Raw genomic sequence first — 19,038 nt, 5'->3', positions numbered from 1 at the left:
TATTGAAAGACCTTGTTAACACCAAAACTATTAAGACATGAGGAATCCGATATTGCTGATAGGCAATGATATCAACAACATTTCCAAAGGCCAGAGCTGGAAAGAACTGTTGCAGGATATCGTAAACTTCTGCCTGCCCGAAGGAAGTGTGCAACTGGACGACCGGAAGCCTTTCCCGTTGTTATACGAAGAAATCTTCCTTACCGCCATCCGGCAAGCACATATCAATGAAGCTGATTTAAAAACATTTATTGCAAAAAAAACACTAGCCATACAGTCTAATGAAATCCATGCAGAGATCCGTAGTCTAAGACCGGCACATATTCTCACTACCAATTATGAGTTTACGCTTGAAGGAGTTATACCAACTGCCTATGATGGGATCATTACGGAAAGGGTGTTCAGTATTTTCAGAAAATACATAGTAGATAACATTCACTACTGGCATATCCATGGGGATTGTCAGAACCCTTTAAGCATTAATCTGGGATTTGAACATTATGGCGGGCAGTTGCAACAGATGAGGAACTATGTAGTGTCCGGCACTACCTATTCCAGTCCGCAGACGCCTAAGTTATCCCTGGTAAGACGTATGCACCTGAAAGAACCCATCAGGGAAGATTCCTGGCTGGACCTGTTCTTCACAAAGGATATTCATATATTCGGCTTGTCGCTGGATTTTGTAGAAACTGATTTGTGGTGGTTACTGACTTACCGTGCACGTCAGAAATTTCAGAAGAATACTATTCCGGTAAGGAATGCCCTCTATTATTATATTCCGGCGGAATTTGTAAAAGGCGCAAAATTCAAACTGGATATGCTGGCAGCCAATGATGTGAAGGTGATTGATATTGAAGCAAAGGACAAACCGGCTTATTACAGAGAGGTGATCAGAAGGATCAGGCAGTTATAAGGCCGGAAGAGTGGGCTGTTGTGTGGATTTGCTGCGTAGAAACAGGTGTTGATAAGATTGTTTAGCCAGACAGATCCGCTTCTTATAACCGGTGGTTTGATTTTTGAACTAATACCTTACTAAACCTATAATCATGTTTTACAAACTCACCCTCACTTTAGCTGTAATGCTGGCAATCGCCTGTAACCCGCCTGCTACAACAAAAGAAACAACGAAAGTACCTTCTGTGAAGGATGCTGTGAAAGAAGTGAACTTAACAGGAAGTGTATGGCATTACATACAACTGAAGAGATGGAAACTGTTACAGATGAATGGGCAGTTGCAGGAACAATCTCCCATATGGCTGGAGTTTGATACCACCGCACATCGCATCAGTGGCAACGGCGGCTGTAACAAACTGGCCGGAGCCTATAACCTGGCAGGAGATGTGATCACTTTCCGGCAGGTCATCAGTACCCGCATGGCTTGTGTAGATCAGGACGCAAATGAAAGGGAGTCAATATTTCTCCGGTTATTATCAGACCACGCTTATACATTTGATGTAGCAGATCAGACATTACAGTTGTACGATAGCAGCAAGATAATACTGATGTTTGGCGCGATGGATAAAGAGTCGCAGAAATAAGAAGCGGGCACAATAAAAGTGATTACAATAAAAAAGGCCCGGTAGTTATGCTACCGGGCCTTTCTAAATAGAATAAATTATTTTATCAGCTTCAGCTCATTCACAATATTAGGAGCCCCACCTAATTTATCAATACACCAGAGTACATAACGTACATCCACACAAATCGTCCTGTTATATACCGGATCAAATTGGATTTTGTGGCTCAATGCTTCATAGTTACCGTCAAAAGCAAGACCTATCAGTTCGCCATTAGCATTCAATACCGGAGAACCGGAGTTACCACCTGTGATATCATTCGTTGTGATAAAACAAGTAACAATATCATTCTTCCTGAGGTCCTTATACTGACCAAAATCTTTCTTCTTATATAGATCCAGGTAGTTATCCGGTAAATCAAACTCATAATCTCCTGCTTTATATTTTTCCATCACACCTTTCATCGTGCACACATAATCATAAGACACCGCATCACGGGGAGAATAAGGTTTCACCTGTCCATAAGTAAGGCGCATAGAGAAGTTAGCATCCGGATACCATTTTTTATTTGGCTCCATCTGTAACAAACCTTTCAGATAAACACGGCCCAGGTCATTATTCTGTGTAACGAACTGATTATAGATCGGCATGTATTTGCTTACAAAGTTCTTGATAAATGCGCTGGAATATGCAAAAGCAGGATCTGTTTGAAGGGTCACTGCATCAGGATTAGCAATAAAAGCCTTCCAGCGTGCATCATTCAGGATCATAGATCCGGACATGAGCGCAGAAGACCAGAGACGATAAGTATTATCATCATCCAAAGCCCCGAATTTAGCTTTAACAGCATCGTAGAACCCGATAGGGTGTTGTGCCTGTGGGATATCCGTGTAGAAAAGACGGCAGGTAGCAGCGAGGATTTTCTGATCGCTGGTTTTATCTTCCTGTGCCAGGAAAGCTGTACGGGCTTTATCAGCAGCCTGTATACTCTGTTTGATCACATCAGATGCTGTACCTGGAGTAACCATTGCTTTTTCCACCGCCTGTAAACTAGCTGCAAAAGCAGCCAGCGGGGAACCTAAGATGCCTTCATTGATATAAATACGATGTTTAGCGTAAGGAGTCCAGTCCTGGTATGCTTTCGCATAATCCTTAAAGATATTTTCAAATTCAGGTTTGCCCTGTGCCCATTTTTCGAAAGCAGCTTCCTGTTGTTGTTTCTCTTCCTGTACTTTATATTTCAGGAGTTGTTGTGTTTCCCCGTCAAAGAATTTCCAGTAATTGGCAATACCGGCATAAGAAGAAGCCATTTTCAGTTTAATGGCAGGGTCTTTCTTCATCTGCTCAAACATATATTTCAGACGAACAGCGCGGAGAGTCACTACAGAAGGGTTTTCCACATTTATTTTCAGCTTCACCCCTTCAGCGCTTTCGTATCTGTTGGTACCACCGGGGTAACCAAAGATCATCGCGTAATCATTCTCTTTGATACCTTTTATAGAAACGGGTAAGAAGTATTTGGGTTTTAAAGGCACATTGTCTGCCGCATATTCGGAAGGTTTGCCGTCTTTACTCACGTATACACGGAAAATGGAGAAGTCGCCGGTATGACGAGGCCATTCCCAGTTATCGGTATCACCGCCAAATTTGCCGATACTTTCCGGCGGGGCCCCTACCAGGCGGATATCTTTATAGCGCTCGTATACAAAAAGCAGGAACTGGTTACCCTTGAACATAGGGAGTACCTTTGCTTCATAGTTGGTATTAGCGATGGTCTGACTAATAATATCAGCCGTAATTTTCTGTTGTTGTGTAACTCTTTCCTGACCGGAAAGTCCTTTCAGGGCTTCTTCTACCTTTGCGGTAACGTCTTCCACTCTTACGAGGAACTGTACGGATAATGTTTTTGAAGGAATTTCCTGTTGTTTGTTCAGGGCATAAAAACCGTTTTTCAGGTAATTATGTTCCATGGAACTGGCTGTAGCAATGGCATCATAACCACAGTGATGGTTGGTGAATATTAATCCCTGACTGCTCACTATCTCACCTGTACAACCTCCTCCGAATATTACAATGGCATCTTTCAAAGAGGCCTTATTAATACTGTACAACTGATCCTTGGTTAATTTCAAACCTTTTTTAACCATGTCGTTGTATACTTGCTGTCCTAATAGGTATGGCAGCCACATACCTTCATCTGCCCGGGCAAATTTAACCGTCAGCAGTAAAAGGAGGAGTAATACATTTTTCTTCATAATTAATATTCTATTTTGTAAAGGACCTCAAACCTAGCTTTTTTTTTATTAAGTGCCATATTGACTGTGCTGAGTGGTTGTATTGAAGCACGGGCGGGTATCTTATAAAATTGGAATGGCATTTGTAAGGGACGTTTATTATCACTAAACATCATTTTAAAAGCCTGCTTATGAGAATATTGCTGTACTTGCTTGCTGCCGCTACCTTTTCTGCCTGCCAGGAGAGTGGAAAACAGCAGGAGAAGAAAGAAGAGTTAAAAGAAGGTGTGGAGAAAATTGGACAAGATGTTAAGGAAACTGCCAAAGATGCGGGAGATTACCTGGACGAACAGCGTAAAAAAGTGCGTGATGACCTGCAGGAGCGTAAGGATGAGATAGATCTGAAAATGAAAGAGCTTAAAAAAGACGGTTCAGAAAAGAGTACAAAAGCCCGTAAACAATTATTGGAATTGCGGGATCAGATCAACAGGGAACTGGAAGATGTAAAGAACAGCAGTGCATCTACCTGGGAGGAAACCCGCAGAGGAGCAGATACCCTGCTTAAGAAATCAGACCGGGAGTGGACGGAATTCAAGCAGGAATTTAAGGATCTGTTCCAGTAAATTAAGAATTTGTAACGGTCTGTGGGGGCTAATCTAAAATAACTAACTTTACCAGGCAACAATCATTATCACGCTGTGTTACTTTCGTACCATCAAAAGAAAATTGCGTTTGAAGCCGGCTGTGACGAAGCCGGAAGGGGATGTCTGGCAGGGCCGGTATTTGCGGCCGCGGTGATATTGCCGGTTAAGTTCCGGCACAAGCTCCTGAATGATTCAAAGCTGATGACAGCGGCAAACCGCGATACACTGCGGGTGGTAATAGAAAGAGAAGCAGTATGTTATGCCGTTGCCAGTGTAGATAATGAGGAGATCGACAGGATCAATATCCTGCAGGCATCTTTCAGGGCGATGCACTTAGCTTTGGAAAAGCTGAAGCAAAAGCCCGGTTATATACTGGTAGATGGCAACCGCTTTGTTCCGTATGGAGATATCCCACATGCCTGTATTATTAAAGGGGACGGGATATATGCTTCTATTGCAGCAGCATCTGTACTGGCTAAAACATACCGGGATGAATATATGCAGTCCCTGCATGCGCAATTCCCGCATTTTGGCTGGCATGAGAATAAAGGTTATTCTACTGTATATCACCGTAATGCAATCCGGGAATATGGAGATAGTCCTTATCACCGTAAATCTTTCCGGTTATTACCAGAGGAGATGGACCTGGATTTTGCCGACGAACCTGTGGAATAAGGTTTCCCGCCTGCGGAAGTTGAATACTTAAAACTATTGTTATTATTTTTGCCATTGGATAGGATCAGACTATGTTAAAGCAGACACAACAGCAGAAGCTATTACAAAAATTGTCGCCTCAGCAGATTCAGTTAATGAAGCTGCTTCAGGTACCCACGGCTGTTCTTGAAGAACGTATCAAGGAAGAGCTGGAGGAGAACCCTGCCCTGGAATATGGAGAGGAAGCACAGGAGGATGAATTTAAGGAAACGCAGGAAGAATACACGGCCCCTGAAGAGGAGGATGATTTTGAGCCTGATGGAAGCGAGAATGAATACGATAATATTGATATCTCCGAATACGTAAGTGAAGGAGATGATGACATAGCTGACTACAGATTGCGGGATGATAACTACCCTGACCCGGATGAGAACAAAACCATCCCGGTAAGAGTGGAAACATCTTTCCATGAGCATCTGTTGGCACAACTGGGTATGCTGGCACTGGATGAGAGGCAGACCAGCATTGCAGAACAGATCATTGGCAGCATTGACGATGATGGTTACCTGAGAAGAGAGATCAGCGCGATCGTGGATGACCTTTCTTTCTCTCAGAATGTATCTACAGATGAGGAAGAGATCAGGGACCTGATTAAAAAGATCCAGGAGTTTGATCCGCCGGGTATCTGTGCTACAGACCTGAAGGAATGTCTGTTATTGCAACTGAAGCGCAAAATACAGGATGATCCCGGAGTGATGGGCGCCTATCAGATCCTGGAGAACTACTTTGATGAGTTTACCAAGAAGCACTATGAGAAGATCCAGAAGGGATTGAATATGAGTGATGAAGCGCTGAAGGAGGCCATCGGGCAGATTATCCGTCTTACGCCAAAACCAGGTGGTAATTATGCTACCCTGAACAAGGCAGAAAGTTATGTAATACCTGACTTTTTCATTCTCAATAATAACGGTAAACTGGAATTGTCCCTTAATTCAAAGAATGCACCTGACCTCAGGATTTCTGAAGGTTACAGGGACATGTTAAAGGATTATGACCGTGGAGATAAGAAAGACAAGCGTCAGAAAGAAGCGGTACTGTTTATCAAACAGAAGATAGATGCAGCCAAATGGTTCATCGATGCCATCAAGCAAAGGCAACATACGTTGTTGTCTACGATGGAATCTATCATGGGTTATCAGCGGGAGTTTTTCCTTACAGGGGATGAAACGACCATGAGACCAATGATCCTGAAAGACATTGCGGACATTACCCAGCTGGATATTTCTACTGTAAGCCGTGTAGCGAACAGTAAATATGTGCAGACGGAGTTTGGTACTTTTAAGCTCAAGTTCTTTTTCAGTGAATCATTATCTACAGATAGCGGGGAAGAAGTATCTACCCGTGAGGTAAAAAAGATTTTGTCTGATCTGATAGAAGGGGAGAACAAGCGTAAACCGCTGAGTGATGAGAACCTGACGAAGATGCTCCAGGATAAGGGGTACAATATTGCCCGCCGTACGGTGGCCAAATACAGGGAACAATTAAATATACCAGTAGCAAGGCTTAGAAAAGAGCTTTAAAAAATCAATATTCAGGGGGCATTGAATGGAACAGGCAACACTTACAACAGATAACCGTCCGGTATTTTCACCCGCATTGCGTGCGGTAGCAACGGTTATTTCCTATATCACGCATCCGTTATTTATACCGTTAATTATTACGTTCCTGACCGTGAGGGCACTGCCGGAATATTTTGTGGCATTTGCCCATAGCAGCAAGCGTTTTCAGTATGATACGCTTTATATCCGCGTACTCACCATCAGCATATTTTTCCCGGTATTAACTTTACTGCTGGCACGTTCCCTGAAGTTTGTAGAATCTATACAGATGCATACGCAGCGCGATCGTATTATTCCATATGTAGCCTGTACCATTTATTATTTCTGGGCATTTTATGCATTTAAAAGGGAAGGGGTCACACCTCCTTTTTTCAATGCATTTTTCCTGGGGGTATTTTTAGCAGTGGTATTGTCTATGGTGGGAAATACCTATGCGAAGATCAGTATGCACACAACTGGCTGGGGCGGGGTAATCGGTCTTTTACTGATGCTGATGACCGGCATGCATATGAATGTAAGTTTTCCGCTGGTGGTCACTTTCCTCGTAGCCGGTGTTGTAGCAACGGCCCGTTTGATCCTTTCCGCGCATACTCCCGCAGAGATCTACACCGGTTTTATTATCGGTATTCTATCGCAATGGATAGCATATGGTATAGTAGGGTAAGATTATTTTTCTTTCTTTTTTCACTACGCACATTCAGTGCGTAAAGGTGGCCCATCTTTGTAGTGTTATTTGAACATTGACATATGTTACCGTTGTGAGTTAACCCTTAAACTTTTTTTTCTGATTCGGTGAAAGGTTGGACTCTTTACTATAGGATTTAGCATTTTTGGTGAAAATGCTAAAAAATTTGGGAAAGTTAAAAATTAGATCATAACTTAGCACACCATTAAATTTGTAAAAAAACACTTACTAATATGTCTACAGCCAATGCAGATAAATTGAAGGCACTGCGCCTTACCATGGACAAGATCGATAAGGATTTCGGTAAAGGGTCTGTGATGATGATGGGAGAGAAGGGCGTGGTTGCCATGGAAGTAATATCTACAGGCTCTCTGGGTCTTGATATTGCGCTGGGAATTGGCGGTCTTCCTAAAGGCAGGATCGTAGAGATCTACGGCCCTGAGTCTTCCGGTAAGACGACACTTGCGATTCATACAATAGCAGAAGCGCAGAAGAAAGGCGGTATCTGTGCTATAATAGATGCTGAGCATGCTTTTGACAGTACTTATGCCCAGCGTTTGGGTGTGGATGTTGATTCATTGCTGATTTCACAGCCGGACCATGGAGAGCAGGGTCTGGAGATTGCGGACCGTCTGATCTTATCAGGAGCGGTAGACGTGGTGGTAATTGACTCCGTAGCTGCGCTGGTACCAAAAGGTGAGCTGGAAGGTGAGATGGGAGATAGCAAGATGGGTTTACAGGCCCGTTTGATGTCTCAGGCGCTGCGTAAGCTGACCGCTACCATTTCAAAGACGAATTGCTGTTGCATATTCATCAACCAGCTGCGTGAGAAGATCGGCGTTATGTTCGGTAACCCGGAAACAACTACCGGTGGTAACGCGCTGAAATTCTATGCATCAGTACGTCTGGATATCCGTCGTATGGCACAGATCAAGGATGGTGATGAAGCTGTGGGTAACCGTGTGAAAGTGAAAGTTGTAAAAAATAAAGTTGCACCTCCCTTCCGCCAGGCTGAGTTTGATATCATCTACGGACATGGTATCTCCAAAGTAGGTGAGATCATTGATATGGGTGTTGAATATGGCATCGTACAAAAAAGCGGCAGCTGGTTCAGTTATGATACCAACAAGCTGGGCCAGGGCCGTGATGCCGTGAAGCAGTTGCTGATCGACAATCCGGAAGTAGCAAATGAGATTGAAGGGAAGATCAAAGCGAAGATTGCAGCACAGCAGCTGGAAGCCGCTTCTTAATTAGAGTTGTTTTAGTTTTAGATATAAGCAATTGGGTTAGTTAGTATTACCTATATCCCCGCCTTTTTTAAGGTGGGGATTTTTATTTTGTTGTGTATTGCAGAAAAGCGTCCTTTATACAAAAGGAATATATTTTAACCTTTGCCAGAATGAATGACCGGAGGATTACCCGGAAATGTTTTACTGCTTAGGCTGTTGGTTTCATATCCTTCCAGGCCCATAAATATCTACAGGCATAAGTCCGGTAAGGAGACCACTTGGCAGAGATCTTTAACAGCTTTTCTCTGAATGCTTTTTTATCTGTTTTATCCAGCTTATATAATTTGATCATCGCCTGCTGAATCCCCAGATCATCTATCGCAAATACATCCTCCCTTCCAAGATAGAACATCAGCAACATTTCTACTGTCCAGCGGCCTACACCTTTGATCTGCGTGAGATAAGCAATCACGGTATCATTATCCATCTTTTGCAGCTTCTTATCAGTCAGTTTTTCTTCTACCGTAAAGCGCGCAACATTGTGAACGTAACTTACTTTAGCATTAGATAAACCTATACTGCGCAAGGTTTCCGGAGGAGTATCGAGAATCTGTTGCGGAGCGGGTTCTTTCCCATCATATAAAGCAAGGAAACGCTTGTAAATAACCTCCGCTACTTTTACACTTAACTGCTGGCTCATGATAGAAGCTATCAGCCGGATAGTGATGTTTTTTCGGATTGCTAAAGGAGGAAGAGGACTAGCCATGATCGGTAAAAACTTTTTGTCTTTACCTAAGTGAAGCAGGTAAATTTCTGAAGGTTGAGTCATAACCAGGGTATAAAAACAGGATGCTCCTGAGAAAGCAAAAATAGGAATATTTGCCTGCTCAGGAGCATCGTTATTTAAGTTACTTATCGTGTATTGAGAATAGGACCGGCCATACTAATACTCGAAGGGCTGTGCATAAATCACCTGCAGAATGGTTTGCCCGACTACCTGTAGTGTACGTTTGTCGATAACGCTCATGTTATCATTCTGCGTATGCCAGTGGGGTGCAAAATTACCATTAGGCTGCAATGCAATAATATCAAAAGTAGGAATATTCGCCATCGTATTTACGTATACGTGGTCATCCGTAATAGCAGAACCATTATTCTCATACCTGAAATAATCAGAGTACCCAAGACGATTCGCCACATCCCAGAACATCTTCATAGGACCATATGCATACTGCTGGGAGCCTGCTTCCATAAAGAACTGTGAGCCGCGGGCGCCAACCATATCCAACAGGATACCGTAATTAGCTTTATAGCCTTTCACATGTGGGTTCTTCGCCCAGTACTGCGTACCAAGGCAAAAGCTGTTTTCCTCTTCACTGATCCCATAATCTTCCACATCTGTCAGCAAAAGGTCCACACCAACACCTTGTTTCTGCGCATGCAATTCGCGGGCTGTTTCCAATAATACCGCAACACCACTCGCGCCATCATCCGCACCATCCAGGTGTTTGGTTTTATCAAACGCATCCTGGTCTGCATGCGGACGTGTATCCCAATGCGATAAAAGAAGTATACGCTGTTTCGCGTCCGGATTAAAAGTAGCAATGATATTTATACAGGGAAGTGGCTGGTTCTTAGGTCCCATCACGGTAGTACGCTGCACATACACCGTATCGGCCAAAGGTTTTAATTCCTGTATCAGCCATTCCGCACATTTAGGCTGCGCAGGTGTATTGGGAATACGTGGGCCAAAGCTCACCTGTTTTGCCGTAAATGCATACGCACTGTCTACATTGAAAACGGGTACTTTCGCCGCTGTAGTAACCTGCTGACCGGCGCTGTCCGCATTATTGTTCTGGTTCTTGTTTGTTGATTGATTACAGGCACATGCAAACAGTGCCATACCTGTAAAAATGCTGATGATTTTATTCATATAAAAATGAGTACTGTTTATTATTGGATACTATAACTCACGCCACCATCCTTCTCATCTTTCAACTGTATACCTACAGCTAAAAGCTGATTACGGATCTTGTCGGAAGTAGCATAATCTTTACGGCTTTTAGCTTCTTTCCTCATCTCAATGAGTAACTGCATAACACCATCAAGCGTATTATCATCGGTTGATAAAGTCTCTGGTTTCAACGCCAGGATCTCTATCAGATAAGTATTCCATGTTTTCTGTAAAAGCGTGAAAGTCTCTTCACTGATCTCATGCATTTTAATCTGACCACCCTTCAATGAATTAATCACGGGTGCCAGTTCAAAAAGATTCGCCAACACTTTAGCGGTATTGATGTCATCATTCATGAACTCCTGGCATTCGTGGCACCATTCACGTACCTGCTTGTCCAGTTCTTCATTGAGAACACCTTTCGCTCCGTCGTAGTTGAGTTTCAGCAATACCTCATATGCAGCCCACAGACGTTGCAAACCTTTTTCGGCAGCCTGTAATGCTTCGTTTGAGAAGTCCAGGGTACCACGGTAGTGTGTCTGCAATACGAAGAAGCGAATGGTCATAGGACTATAAGGCTTATCCAGCAAGGGGTTGGTGCCAGCAAACATCTCTGTCAGTTTGATGGTATTGTTATACGCCTTCCCCATTTTACGGCCGTTAATGGTGATCATATTATTATGCATCCAGTAACGCGCCATCATCTCACCATGCGCCACTTCACTCTGTGCTATTTCGCACTCGTGATGAGGGAATTGCAGGTCCATACCACCACCATGAATATCAAACTGTTTACCCAGGTATTTGCTGCTCATAGCAGAACATTCTATATGCCAGCCGGGGAAACCATCGCTCCAGGGGCTAGGCCATCGCATCAGGTGTTCCGGTGGCGCCTTTTTCCACAAGGCAAAATCTACTTTATTTTTTTTCTCATCCTGACCTTCCAGCTCACGGGTAGTTTCCAGCATGTCGTCTAATATGCGGCCGCTGAGAATACCATAGTCATGCGTTTCCGCATATTTCTTTACATCAAAATATACAGAGCCGTTTTTCTCATAGGCATAACCTTTACCCATGATATTTTTAATCATTTCAATCTGTTCGATGATATGACCGGTAGCAGTAGGTTCTATACTTGGTTCCAGACAGTTGAACTGGTGCATGGCCCAATGGTAGAGGTTTGTATATTTTTGTACCAGTTCCATTGGTTCCAGCTTTTCCAGCAGGGCACCTTTGGCTATTTTATCTTCAGCGGCACGACCTTCTTCCTCGAAGTGACCGGCATCTGTGATATTCCTTACATAGCGTACTTTATAGCCCAGGTGTTGCAGATATCTGAAAACAACATCAAATGTGATATAAGGACGGGCATGGCCCAGATGTGACTCCCCCGATACGGTAGGGCCGCATACGTACATACCAACGTGACCGGGATACAGAGATGTGAATACTTCCTTTTGCCGTTGTAGCGAATTGTATATTTTAAGCTCAGACATATCAGATAATTTCGAATAGCAAAAACCTTCCTCGGCTTTTGTTGGATTGCAAAGATAATTATTGTTTCGTCAGTGACATTACCATTGAAAAAGCAAATGAACCGGTTAATGTCCCAGGAGGGTCAGGTTAGCAATAACAGGGTAATGATCAGACAGATCGGAGTTTATTTTTCTGAAAGAGTTGATAGTGAATGATTTATCGGTAAATATATAGTCTATACGCAGGGTCGGTGCTAATCCGGCAAAGGTACGGCCGATGCCGCTGCCCCTGGTAAGGAAAGCATCCTGCATAGTCCCTCTGATGGTGAAGTAGGTGTACGAGGCCGGGGTATCATTAAAGTCGCCACATACAATTGTTGGATAGGGGCTTGTTTTGATAAAAGCAGCTACAATATCTGCCTGCCGGCTACGGCCCACATACGCGTCCTTCATTTTCTCCATAATGTTGCGGGTAGCCACCAGGCCGGTATCTTCCTGTTTTTTTATCTTTTCTATAAAACGGTAATCCCTTTCATTGAACCGGTAGGATGCCAGGTGCATATTGAAGACGCGGATGGTATCTCCGTTTTTAACAATATCTGCATAAATAAGGCTTTCACTTAGTGGCCCCGTAGACATCTTCAGCTTGCCGGATTTGATGATAGGGGAACGGGAATAAATGATTGATCCCCAGTGTTGCATCCCATCCCGGTTAAAATCGCTTGAAAAGTAACGGTAGGGCAGTCTCATTTCCCGGGAAATGTCTTCCCGGTTATTGAAATCATTCTTTTTCTCCGAAGTATAAAAATCCTGGAAACAAACGATGTCCATGTCTTGTTTATTGATCAAAGCAAACATGGCCTGACGGTTGTATTTACTGTCTTTCTCCTTGTAAAGTCCGAACTGGGCTACGTTGTAGCTCATGATATTTATACTTCCTTCAGGATTGGCAAACTGTTTTTTAGCAGAAGGTAAGTTGAATGCAATGAACGCCGCAATGGATTTCCACCCGATAACGATCGCCAGTAAAGATAAGAGGCAGTATTTAAAATCGAATATGAGCCAGCAGATAAAAAAGAGTATCAGCGCAAGCAGTAATAAAGGGAACAGGAGTGTAATAAAACTGATAGGCCACCACTGTTCGGGAGAGACATAAGGAGCCAGGCATGCTACCAGGAACAGCAGCAATACAATGACGTTCACTGTCAGAAAAAAACCTTTTGTAAAAAGCTTCAAAAATCTCAACTGCTATTGCATTTTGCTTAAAGATAGTAGAAAGAGAGAAATTAATTTCTTTTTAGAGAGAAGGTGGCCATTACAGGGAAATGTTCAAAGCCTTTCTTCTTAAAAGTACGGTAGTCCAGGATGTTAAAAGAAGGTTGGGCAAAGATATAGTCGATGCGTAGCGTTGGAGATAAAAAGGACAAAGTCCTGCCCAATCCAAAACCATGACGCAGGAAAGCATCCTGCATATTATTACTGATGGTATTATAAGTATACGATACCGGTGTATCATTGCAATCACCGCAAACAATTGCCGGATAAGGACTTGCATCTGCCAGGGAAGCAAGCTGTCGGGCCTGTTCTGCTCTTTTGTAAATAGTACGGCGCATTTTGCCTGCCAGATTTTTGCCTTCTCCCACGGCAGGGTCTTTCATTTCGATGAAGGAGTAATCTGCTGATTTAAACATATAGGACTGTAATTGAGCGGTGAGAATGCGCACTGTATCGCCATCCATGAGTATATCTGCCTGGAGTATACTGCTGCCACTGCCAACAGCACTATGGCCGCAGGGGATGGCAGAAGCGTTTACAATTGGATATTTAGAGAACAGGATGATCCCATATTGCCAGGTATACCAGCGTGTTTTATCACAGGTGAAATAGAAATACCGGTAATGTAGTTGTTCCCGTATATCAGATATATGATCTGTATACCCGCTCCTGTTATTGGTGTAAAACTCCTGGAGACAAAGGATATCCGGTTGGCTTTCTTTTATAGTATAATAGATGTTGTTTTTAATAGAAATATCTTCTTTGTAATTTTTCAATCCCATGCTGCTGGAGTTGAAAGTCATTACGGTGAACTGCTTCCTGCCTTCGGCTGCTATGCCGGATCCCGGGTGTAGTCCAACACTAACATATAGTGAAGGGGATGATAATGCGAGCGCAAACACACCTATCCAAAGAAACCGCTCCTTATAAATTATCCAGAGAATAATGAAGAGGAAATTAAGACACCAGCATAACGGAAACAGTAGACCAATGACGCCACTGAGCCATATTGACTGTGGATTGATATGTGGTAGCCAGGAGCTGAGGATAAGTGTGAAGGCTATCAGCACATGTGCATAATATAGCGCACGACGTTTGAATGGGGACACTGGTAGGGGTTTAAGGCTTAATTAAAATAGAGAAACATCCGGGTATTCCGGATGTTTCTCTGTTATATTTATTTTACCATGTTAAGGCTGTTAGGTCCTTTAGGATGAGAAAAGTGTGTGATCTTATAAAGAATCCGGTTAAAGCCGGAGCCAAAGTCATTGCCTTTCCGCCACTGCTGCATATAAATAAAACCGGTAAGACCGCCGCCGAATAATGCCGGCAGGTAAGTCATATCATGTTGTGTAACCACATGTGTGCCTACATTTATAATGATAAACAGGATGGTAATTGCCCACAGCGGAATACCCCCGGATAACAGGGGATAGATGCGGTAGTTTGGGGCGATGGTAGTAGCCCCTATCGCCAGTGCCATGATGCTGGCAGAAGCCCCTGTCATGGCTGCATAAGGTTGTAGCTCGCGGAAAGTGGGGATCAGCTGCATACCTAAAAGATAAAACACAGCACCACAAAGACCGCTGTAGATATACAGGGGAAGAATGCGTCTGTGACCAGCCAGCCCTTGTAACAAGGAGCCAAAGCCCCATAACCAGATCATATTACTGAATATCATCCAGAAACTGTTATGTGCAAAGAGGGAAGTGATAATGCTCCAGGGGCTGTGTAATACCTGCTGGAAACTTCCTGATAAAATTATCCTGCTCAGTACTTCTCTGTTAAATCTTTCGGTTGTATTGCCTTCAATGTTGTAAATAATCTGTGTAAAGAACAAGAGCATGAACACGGTAATGTTTACCAGCAACAGCTGTGTAACCATGTTCCTCCGGTCTCCCAGTGACAGCTGTGTTATTCCTCTGTTTTCCTCCTGATGCATGGCATAAAATTGTATGTTAATAAAAGTGCTGTCGGTTCTTTCTGTTCCATGTCTTCAATAAAAGGTAGCTGAACAGCACTCCGCCGAGGTGGGCGAAGTGGGCTACGTTATCGCCTGCAGAGTTCTGGATACCGGATATCAGTTCAAGTATTATCAGGAAGCCAATGAAATATTTGGCTTTGATCGGAAACAGGAAGTAGAGATATAAAAGATTATTCGGGAAGAGGTATCCAAAAGCAAAGAGGATCCCGAATACGGCACCTGAAGCTCCCAGGGTAGCGGTATCGCGGTATTCACTTACATACTGTTGTAAGAATACTTTCGCAGCTTCCATTTGTTCCGGAGTGGTCGGATAACTTAATTCGTACTGACCGAAAGTAAGGTCGTATTTATGTTGGAGTAATACGAAGTTAGTAGCAGAAGGGGACGAGAGGAATGCCTGTACGTCCCTGTTGAGTGAGATATTCTCATATGTTAATACACCGAGGTGGCAGAGAGCCGCACCCAGGCCGCAAACCACATAGAATATCAGGAAACGTTTAGGTCCCCAGAGATTTTCCAGCGTAGAGCCAAACATCCACAGGGTGAACATATTCATGAACAGGTGTTCCGGAGAGCCATGCATGAACAGGTGAGTGATCAGCTGATGAGGCTTGAATAGGTCCGAACCCCAGTAATGCAGGGCAAAAAGGTCTTCAATTTTATGGTCCAGACTTGCACCCAGCGTGTATTGTGCAAGGAATACCAAACCGTTTATGATCAGAAGGTTTTTGATCACGGTGGGAAGAATTTCAAATCTGCTGGGCCTGAACTCACTCATTTATTAACTGATTCTATTAATGATTAATCCTTTTTTCCAGCAACACCACATTTTCTATATGATGGGTGTGCGGGAACATATCCACTGGTTGTATCTTTTTTACAACGTATAACTGGTCCAGTAAAGCCAGGTCTCTTGCTTGTGTTGCCGGGTTACAGCTTACATATACAATACGGGGAGCTGCAATTTCCAGTAATTTGTTTACGAGCTTTTCGTGCATTCCTGCCCTTGGCGGGTCTGTAATCACCACATCTGGTTGCCCATGCTGTGCAAAGAACGCATCGTTGCAAATATCCACCACATCGCCTGCAAAAAAGGTAGCGTTCTTCACGCTATTCATTGCGGCATTTTCAACGGCATCGTCTATCGCCTCTTTTATCAGTTCTATCCCTATTACCTTTCCTGCCTGTGGAGATACAAAAATACCAATACTGCCTGTTCCGCAATACAGATCATAAACAATTTCTGTTCCTGTTAATCCTGCAAAATCCCGGGTAACCTGGTATAATGCTTCTCCCTGGTAGGTATTAGTCTGGAAAAACGATTTGGGACCTATTTTAAATACAAAATCTTCCAGCTTTTCTTCCACATATCCTTTTCCGTAATATATTTTAGGGTCCAGGTCAAAGATGGTATCGTTCCCTTTGGGGTTGATAGTATATAATATGGTCGTGATACCCGGTACTGTTGCCAGGAGGTGGTCCAGCAGGGCTTCCCTGTCTTTTTTGTTCTCGTGGCGGATCACCAGGTTTACCATCACCTCGCCGGTGGTGCAGATCCTGACTACCAGGTTGCGCAGCCACCCTTCCTGGGCGCGGATATCATAAAAGGAGAGGTCATTTGCCAGTGCATATGCCTTAATGGTATTGCGGATGGCATTTACCGGCTCTGCCTGCAGGTAGCAGGTATTTATATCCAGTACTTTATCGAATAACTTAGGTACGTGGAATCCCAGGGCATTACGCCGGGGGATCACACCATCTTCTCCGATCTCATCTGCCAGCAGATAAGCTTTGTTGCTGAAGGTGAACTCCAGTTTATTGCGGTAATGAGTAGAAAAGCGGGAGCCCATGATAGGTTGCATGGGGGGTAAGTCCAGTTTTCCGATGCGCTGAAGGTTATCTGCTACCTGCTGCTGTTTATATTCCAGCTGCTGGGCATATGGCAACATCTGCCATTTACAGCCTCCACAGTTTCCAAAATGTTCACAAAAGGGCTTTACGCGGTTTGCCGCATAACTATGAATATGTATGGCCTTTCCCTCTGCCCAGTCTTTTTTGTTTTTACCGAGCCTTACGTCCACTACATCCCCGGGAACCACACCCCCTTCTATAAATATCACCTTTCCGTCAATACGGGCAAGTGCTTTCCCTTCTGCGGCATAAGCGCTAACCGGTACTTTTTCCAGAATAACATTTTTTTTCCTCACGGGTGCAAAGGTAGGATTTTAGCTACAAGCAACAAGCTGTAAGCCATACGTAAACCTTAGTTTTCCGGGGGATTGTTTCACCCTGAGATTTTACATTTTCCCATTTCCTTGCTACATTTACATTAACCGATGTCCTATGCAAAAACTAATTATCATTTTAGCCTGCCTATTATCCCAGTTTCAGTTACAGGCACAGGGGTACCAGATTACCATTCAATTAAAGCAGTATAAAGGAGGACAGGTTTACCTGGCCCATCACATGGGAAAAAATAAATACATGTCGGATTCTGCTTTACTGAATGAGGAGGGTATTGCCGTAATAAAAGGGCCCCAGGCATTACCTGGCGGTATTTACATGATCCTGTTGCCTGGTAAACAACGTTACTTTGAATTATTACTGGATAATAAACAACAGCAGTTCAGTATTATCGCTGATACTTCAGACCTTATCAAAAAAACGATCTTTAAGAACTCTCCCGAAAATGATCTTTTCCTGGGATATAATAAGTTCCTGACAAATGAAATAAGCCCTATCAGTATCCAGTTACAGGCTAAACAGGCTACTGCCCGTACAGCTGCAGACAGCGCAGAACTGAGGACCCTGGAAACAAGTCTGCGCAAGAAGTTACAGGACTACCGCAATGATGTGGTTGCCAAACATCCACAGAGTTTGCTCAGTAGTATGTTTAAAGCATTGAAAGAACCAGAGATCCCGACCAATCCCAACCCGGAAGATTCTACTTTCGCTTACCGTTATTATAAAGCACATTACTGGGACAACGTAGACCTTGGTGATGACAGACTTGTATATACGCCTATACTTGAGGATAAATTGCATAAATATTTTACGCAACTCGTACCTCCTCATCCCGATTCTGTGAACATAGAGTGTGATCAGTTGATAGCACAAACACGTAAAAACAAAGAGGTGTTTAAATATGTGGTGTGGTGGCTTACATACAACTATGAGACATCGCAGTACATGGGAATGGATGCGGTGTTTGTACACCTTGTGGAAAAGTATTATGTAGCCGGAGATGCATTCTGGCTGAATGATGAACAACTGAATAAAGTTATCTCGCGTGCATATTCTATTGCGCCTAATCTGATAGGACAACAAGCACCACCACTGGAAGTAAAAGACTCGTCATTAAAACCTGTATCACTCTATACGACCAAAGCAAAATATACTGTTCTTGTTTTTTGGGACCCCACCTGTGGACATTGTAAAATTGAAGTTCCCCGTTTAGACTCCGCTTATAAAGCCAGTTGGAAAAGCAAGGGCGTAGCAATGATTGGTTTTAAAACAGAAGGTACCAAAGAAGAGTGGCAGAACTTTATCAAACAGTATAAGCTCAACGGTTGGATTCATGCCTGGGACCCGGATGCCCAAAGTAACTTCCGCAGATTATATGATGTATACAGCACTCCCGTAGTATATCTGTTAGATGAAAAAAAGAAGATCGTGGCTAAACGACTTGGAGTAGAACAGCTCAACGAATTCATCGATAAAATGGAAGCACGAGGTGGGACTGCACAAAAGTAGGCATGCGTAGTTTAG

17 protein-coding genes are annotated in these 19,038 nt (G+C 43.4%); 8 read left to right on the top strand and 9 right to left on the bottom strand.

The features are described from left to right. Positions 1 to 37 precede the first annotated feature (37 nt). A complete protein-coding gene (locus GO495_RS27000; protein WP_157303058.1) occupies positions 38 to 913 on the top strand; it encodes an SIR2 family protein in 876 nt (291 codons plus the stop codon). Between the two features lie 133 nt (positions 914 to 1,046). Further along, complete coding sequence (locus GO495_RS26995) at positions 1,047 to 1,538, top strand: META domain-containing protein (protein ID WP_157303057.1); 492 nt, start codon at positions 1,047 to 1,049, stop codon at positions 1,536 to 1,538. Between the two features lie 77 nt (positions 1,539 to 1,615). Here GO495_RS26995 and GO495_RS26990 read toward each other — a convergent pair whose 3' ends face one another. Further along, a complete protein-coding gene (locus GO495_RS26990) occupies positions 1,616 to 3,772 on the bottom strand; it encodes a S46 family peptidase (protein WP_157303056.1) in 2,157 nt (718 codons plus the stop codon). 170 nt (positions 3,773 to 3,942) lie between these two features. Here GO495_RS26990 and GO495_RS26985 point away from each other — a divergent pair, with 170 nt between their 5' ends. The 5 genes from GO495_RS26985 (at position 3,943) to recA (ending at position 8,603) form a co-directional block, all read left to right on the top strand. Continuing rightward, on the top strand, positions 3,943 to 4,374 hold the full coding sequence (locus GO495_RS26985) for a hypothetical protein (protein ID WP_157303055.1): 432 nt from the start codon (positions 3,943 to 3,945) through the stop codon (positions 4,372 to 4,374). A 75-nt stretch (positions 4,375 to 4,449) separates the two neighbouring features. Next, positions 4,450 to 5,070, top strand: a complete 621-nt coding sequence (locus tag GO495_RS26980) for a ribonuclease HII (protein WP_338075473.1) — start codon at positions 4,450 to 4,452, stop codon at positions 5,068 to 5,070. 71 nt (positions 5,071 to 5,141) lie between these two features. Continuing rightward, positions 5,142 to 6,629, top strand: coding sequence for an RNA polymerase factor sigma-54 (rpoN, locus tag GO495_RS26975; RefSeq protein ID WP_157303054.1), 1,488 nt, complete (start codon positions 5,142 to 5,144; stop codon positions 6,627 to 6,629). A 25-nt stretch (positions 6,630 to 6,654) separates the two neighbouring features. Beyond that, positions 6,655 to 7,332 (top strand): phosphatase PAP2 family protein, encoded by a 678-nt coding sequence (locus GO495_RS26970; RefSeq protein WP_157303053.1) that lies wholly within the window; start codon positions 6,655 to 6,657, stop codon positions 7,330 to 7,332. Positions 7,333 to 7,586: 254 nt separating this feature from the next. Beyond that, positions 7,587 to 8,603 (top strand): recombinase RecA, encoded by a 1,017-nt coding sequence (recA, locus tag GO495_RS26965; protein ID WP_089781768.1) that lies wholly within the window; start codon positions 7,587 to 7,589, stop codon positions 8,601 to 8,603. Between the two features lie 187 nt (positions 8,604 to 8,790). Here recA and GO495_RS26960 read toward each other — a convergent pair whose 3' ends face one another. From GO495_RS26960 to rlmD, 8 genes are all read right to left on the bottom strand, one after another. Further along, a complete protein-coding gene (locus GO495_RS26960) occupies positions 8,791 to 9,411 on the bottom strand; it encodes a DNA-3-methyladenine glycosylase family protein (protein ID WP_157303052.1) in 621 nt (206 codons plus the stop codon). Positions 9,412 to 9,525: 114 nt separating this feature from the next. Then, positions 9,526 to 10,515 carry a M28 family peptidase gene (locus GO495_RS26955; protein WP_157303051.1) on the bottom strand — a complete coding sequence of 330 codons (990 nt, stop codon included), beginning with the start codon at positions 10,513 to 10,515 and terminating at the stop codon, positions 9,526 to 9,528. Between the two features lie 20 nt (positions 10,516 to 10,535). Next, positions 10,536 to 12,032: a cysteine--tRNA ligase gene (cysS, locus tag GO495_RS26950; RefSeq protein ID WP_157303050.1), complete on the bottom strand. Its 1,497-nt coding sequence runs from the start codon at positions 12,030 to 12,032 to the stop codon at positions 10,536 to 10,538. Between the two features lie 105 nt (positions 12,033 to 12,137). Beyond that, the gene (locus tag GO495_RS26945; RefSeq protein ID WP_157303049.1) at positions 12,138 to 13,256 is read right to left on the bottom strand and encodes an endonuclease/exonuclease/phosphatase family protein; all 1,119 of its coding nucleotides are present in this window, start codon (positions 13,254 to 13,256) and stop codon (positions 12,138 to 12,140) included. Positions 13,257 to 13,297: 41 nt separating this feature from the next. Next, positions 13,298 to 14,395, bottom strand: a complete 1,098-nt coding sequence (locus GO495_RS26940) for an endonuclease/exonuclease/phosphatase family protein (RefSeq protein ID WP_157303048.1) — start codon at positions 14,393 to 14,395, stop codon at positions 13,298 to 13,300. A 68-nt stretch (positions 14,396 to 14,463) separates the two neighbouring features. Next, positions 14,464 to 15,228, bottom strand: a complete 765-nt coding sequence (locus GO495_RS26935) for a rhomboid family intramembrane serine protease (RefSeq protein WP_157303047.1) — start codon at positions 15,226 to 15,228, stop codon at positions 14,464 to 14,466. A gap of 16 nt (positions 15,229 to 15,244) precedes the next feature. Then, positions 15,245 to 16,006: a rhomboid family intramembrane serine protease gene (locus GO495_RS26930; RefSeq protein WP_205691332.1), complete on the bottom strand. Its 762-nt coding sequence runs from the start codon at positions 16,004 to 16,006 to the stop codon at positions 15,245 to 15,247. Between the two features lie 58 nt (positions 16,007 to 16,064). Beyond that, a complete protein-coding gene (gene rlmD / locus GO495_RS26925) occupies positions 16,065 to 17,477 on the bottom strand; it encodes a 23S rRNA (uracil(1939)-C(5))-methyltransferase RlmD (RefSeq protein WP_338075472.1) in 1,413 nt (470 codons plus the stop codon). Positions 17,478 to 17,613: 136 nt separating this feature from the next. Here rlmD and GO495_RS26920 point away from each other — a divergent pair, with 136 nt between their 5' ends. Then, positions 17,614 to 19,023: a TlpA family protein disulfide reductase gene (locus tag GO495_RS26920; protein ID WP_157303045.1), complete on the top strand. Its 1,410-nt coding sequence runs from the start codon at positions 17,614 to 17,616 to the stop codon at positions 19,021 to 19,023. Positions 19,024 to 19,038: the final 15 nt, after the last annotated feature.

The sequence above is a fragment of the Chitinophaga oryziterrae genome, assembly GCF_009758125.1.
GTDB lineage: Bacteria > Bacteroidota > Bacteroidia > Chitinophagales > Chitinophagaceae > Chitinophaga > Chitinophaga oryziterrae.
Note: the sequence above shows the minus strand (reverse complement) of the source record. Positions and strands in the feature narration are given on the sequence as shown.

Bases quoted from the DNA above. Each gene is read 5' to 3' on its own strand.
- cysS (WP_157303050.1), bottom strand. From the start codon at position 12,032: ATGTCTGAGCTTAAAATATACAATTCGCTACAACGGCAAAAGGAAGTA.
- GO495_RS26985 (WP_157303055.1), top strand. From the start codon at position 3,943: ATGAGAATATTGCTGTACTTGCTTGCTGCCGCTACCTTTTCTGCCTGC.
- GO495_RS27000 (WP_157303058.1), top strand. From the start codon at position 38: ATGAGGAATCCGATATTGCTGATAGGCAATGATATCAACAACATTTCC.
- rpoN (WP_157303054.1), top strand. From the start codon at position 5,142: ATGTTAAAGCAGACACAACAGCAGAAGCTATTACAAAAATTGTCGCCT.
- GO495_RS26920 (WP_157303045.1), top strand. From the start codon at position 17,614: ATGCAAAAACTAATTATCATTTTAGCCTGCCTATTATCCCAGTTTCAG.
- GO495_RS26990 (WP_157303056.1), bottom strand. From the start codon at position 3,772: ATGAAGAAAAATGTATTACTCCTCCTTTTACTGCTGACGGTTAAATTT.
- GO495_RS26970 (WP_157303053.1), top strand. From the start codon at position 6,655: ATGGAACAGGCAACACTTACAACAGATAACCGTCCGGTATTTTCACCC.
- GO495_RS26995 (WP_157303057.1), top strand. From the start codon at position 1,047: ATGTTTTACAAACTCACCCTCACTTTAGCTGTAATGCTGGCAATCGCC.
- recA (WP_089781768.1), top strand. From the start codon at position 7,587: ATGTCTACAGCCAATGCAGATAAATTGAAGGCACTGCGCCTTACCATG.
- GO495_RS26960 (WP_157303052.1), bottom strand. From the start codon at position 9,411: ATGACTCAACCTTCAGAAATTTACCTGCTTCACTTAGGTAAAGACAAA.
- GO495_RS26935 (WP_157303047.1), bottom strand. From the start codon at position 15,228: ATGCATCAGGAGGAAAACAGAGGAATAACACAGCTGTCACTGGGAGAC.
- GO495_RS26955 (WP_157303051.1), bottom strand. From the start codon at position 10,515: ATGAATAAAATCATCAGCATTTTTACAGGTATGGCACTGTTTGCATGT.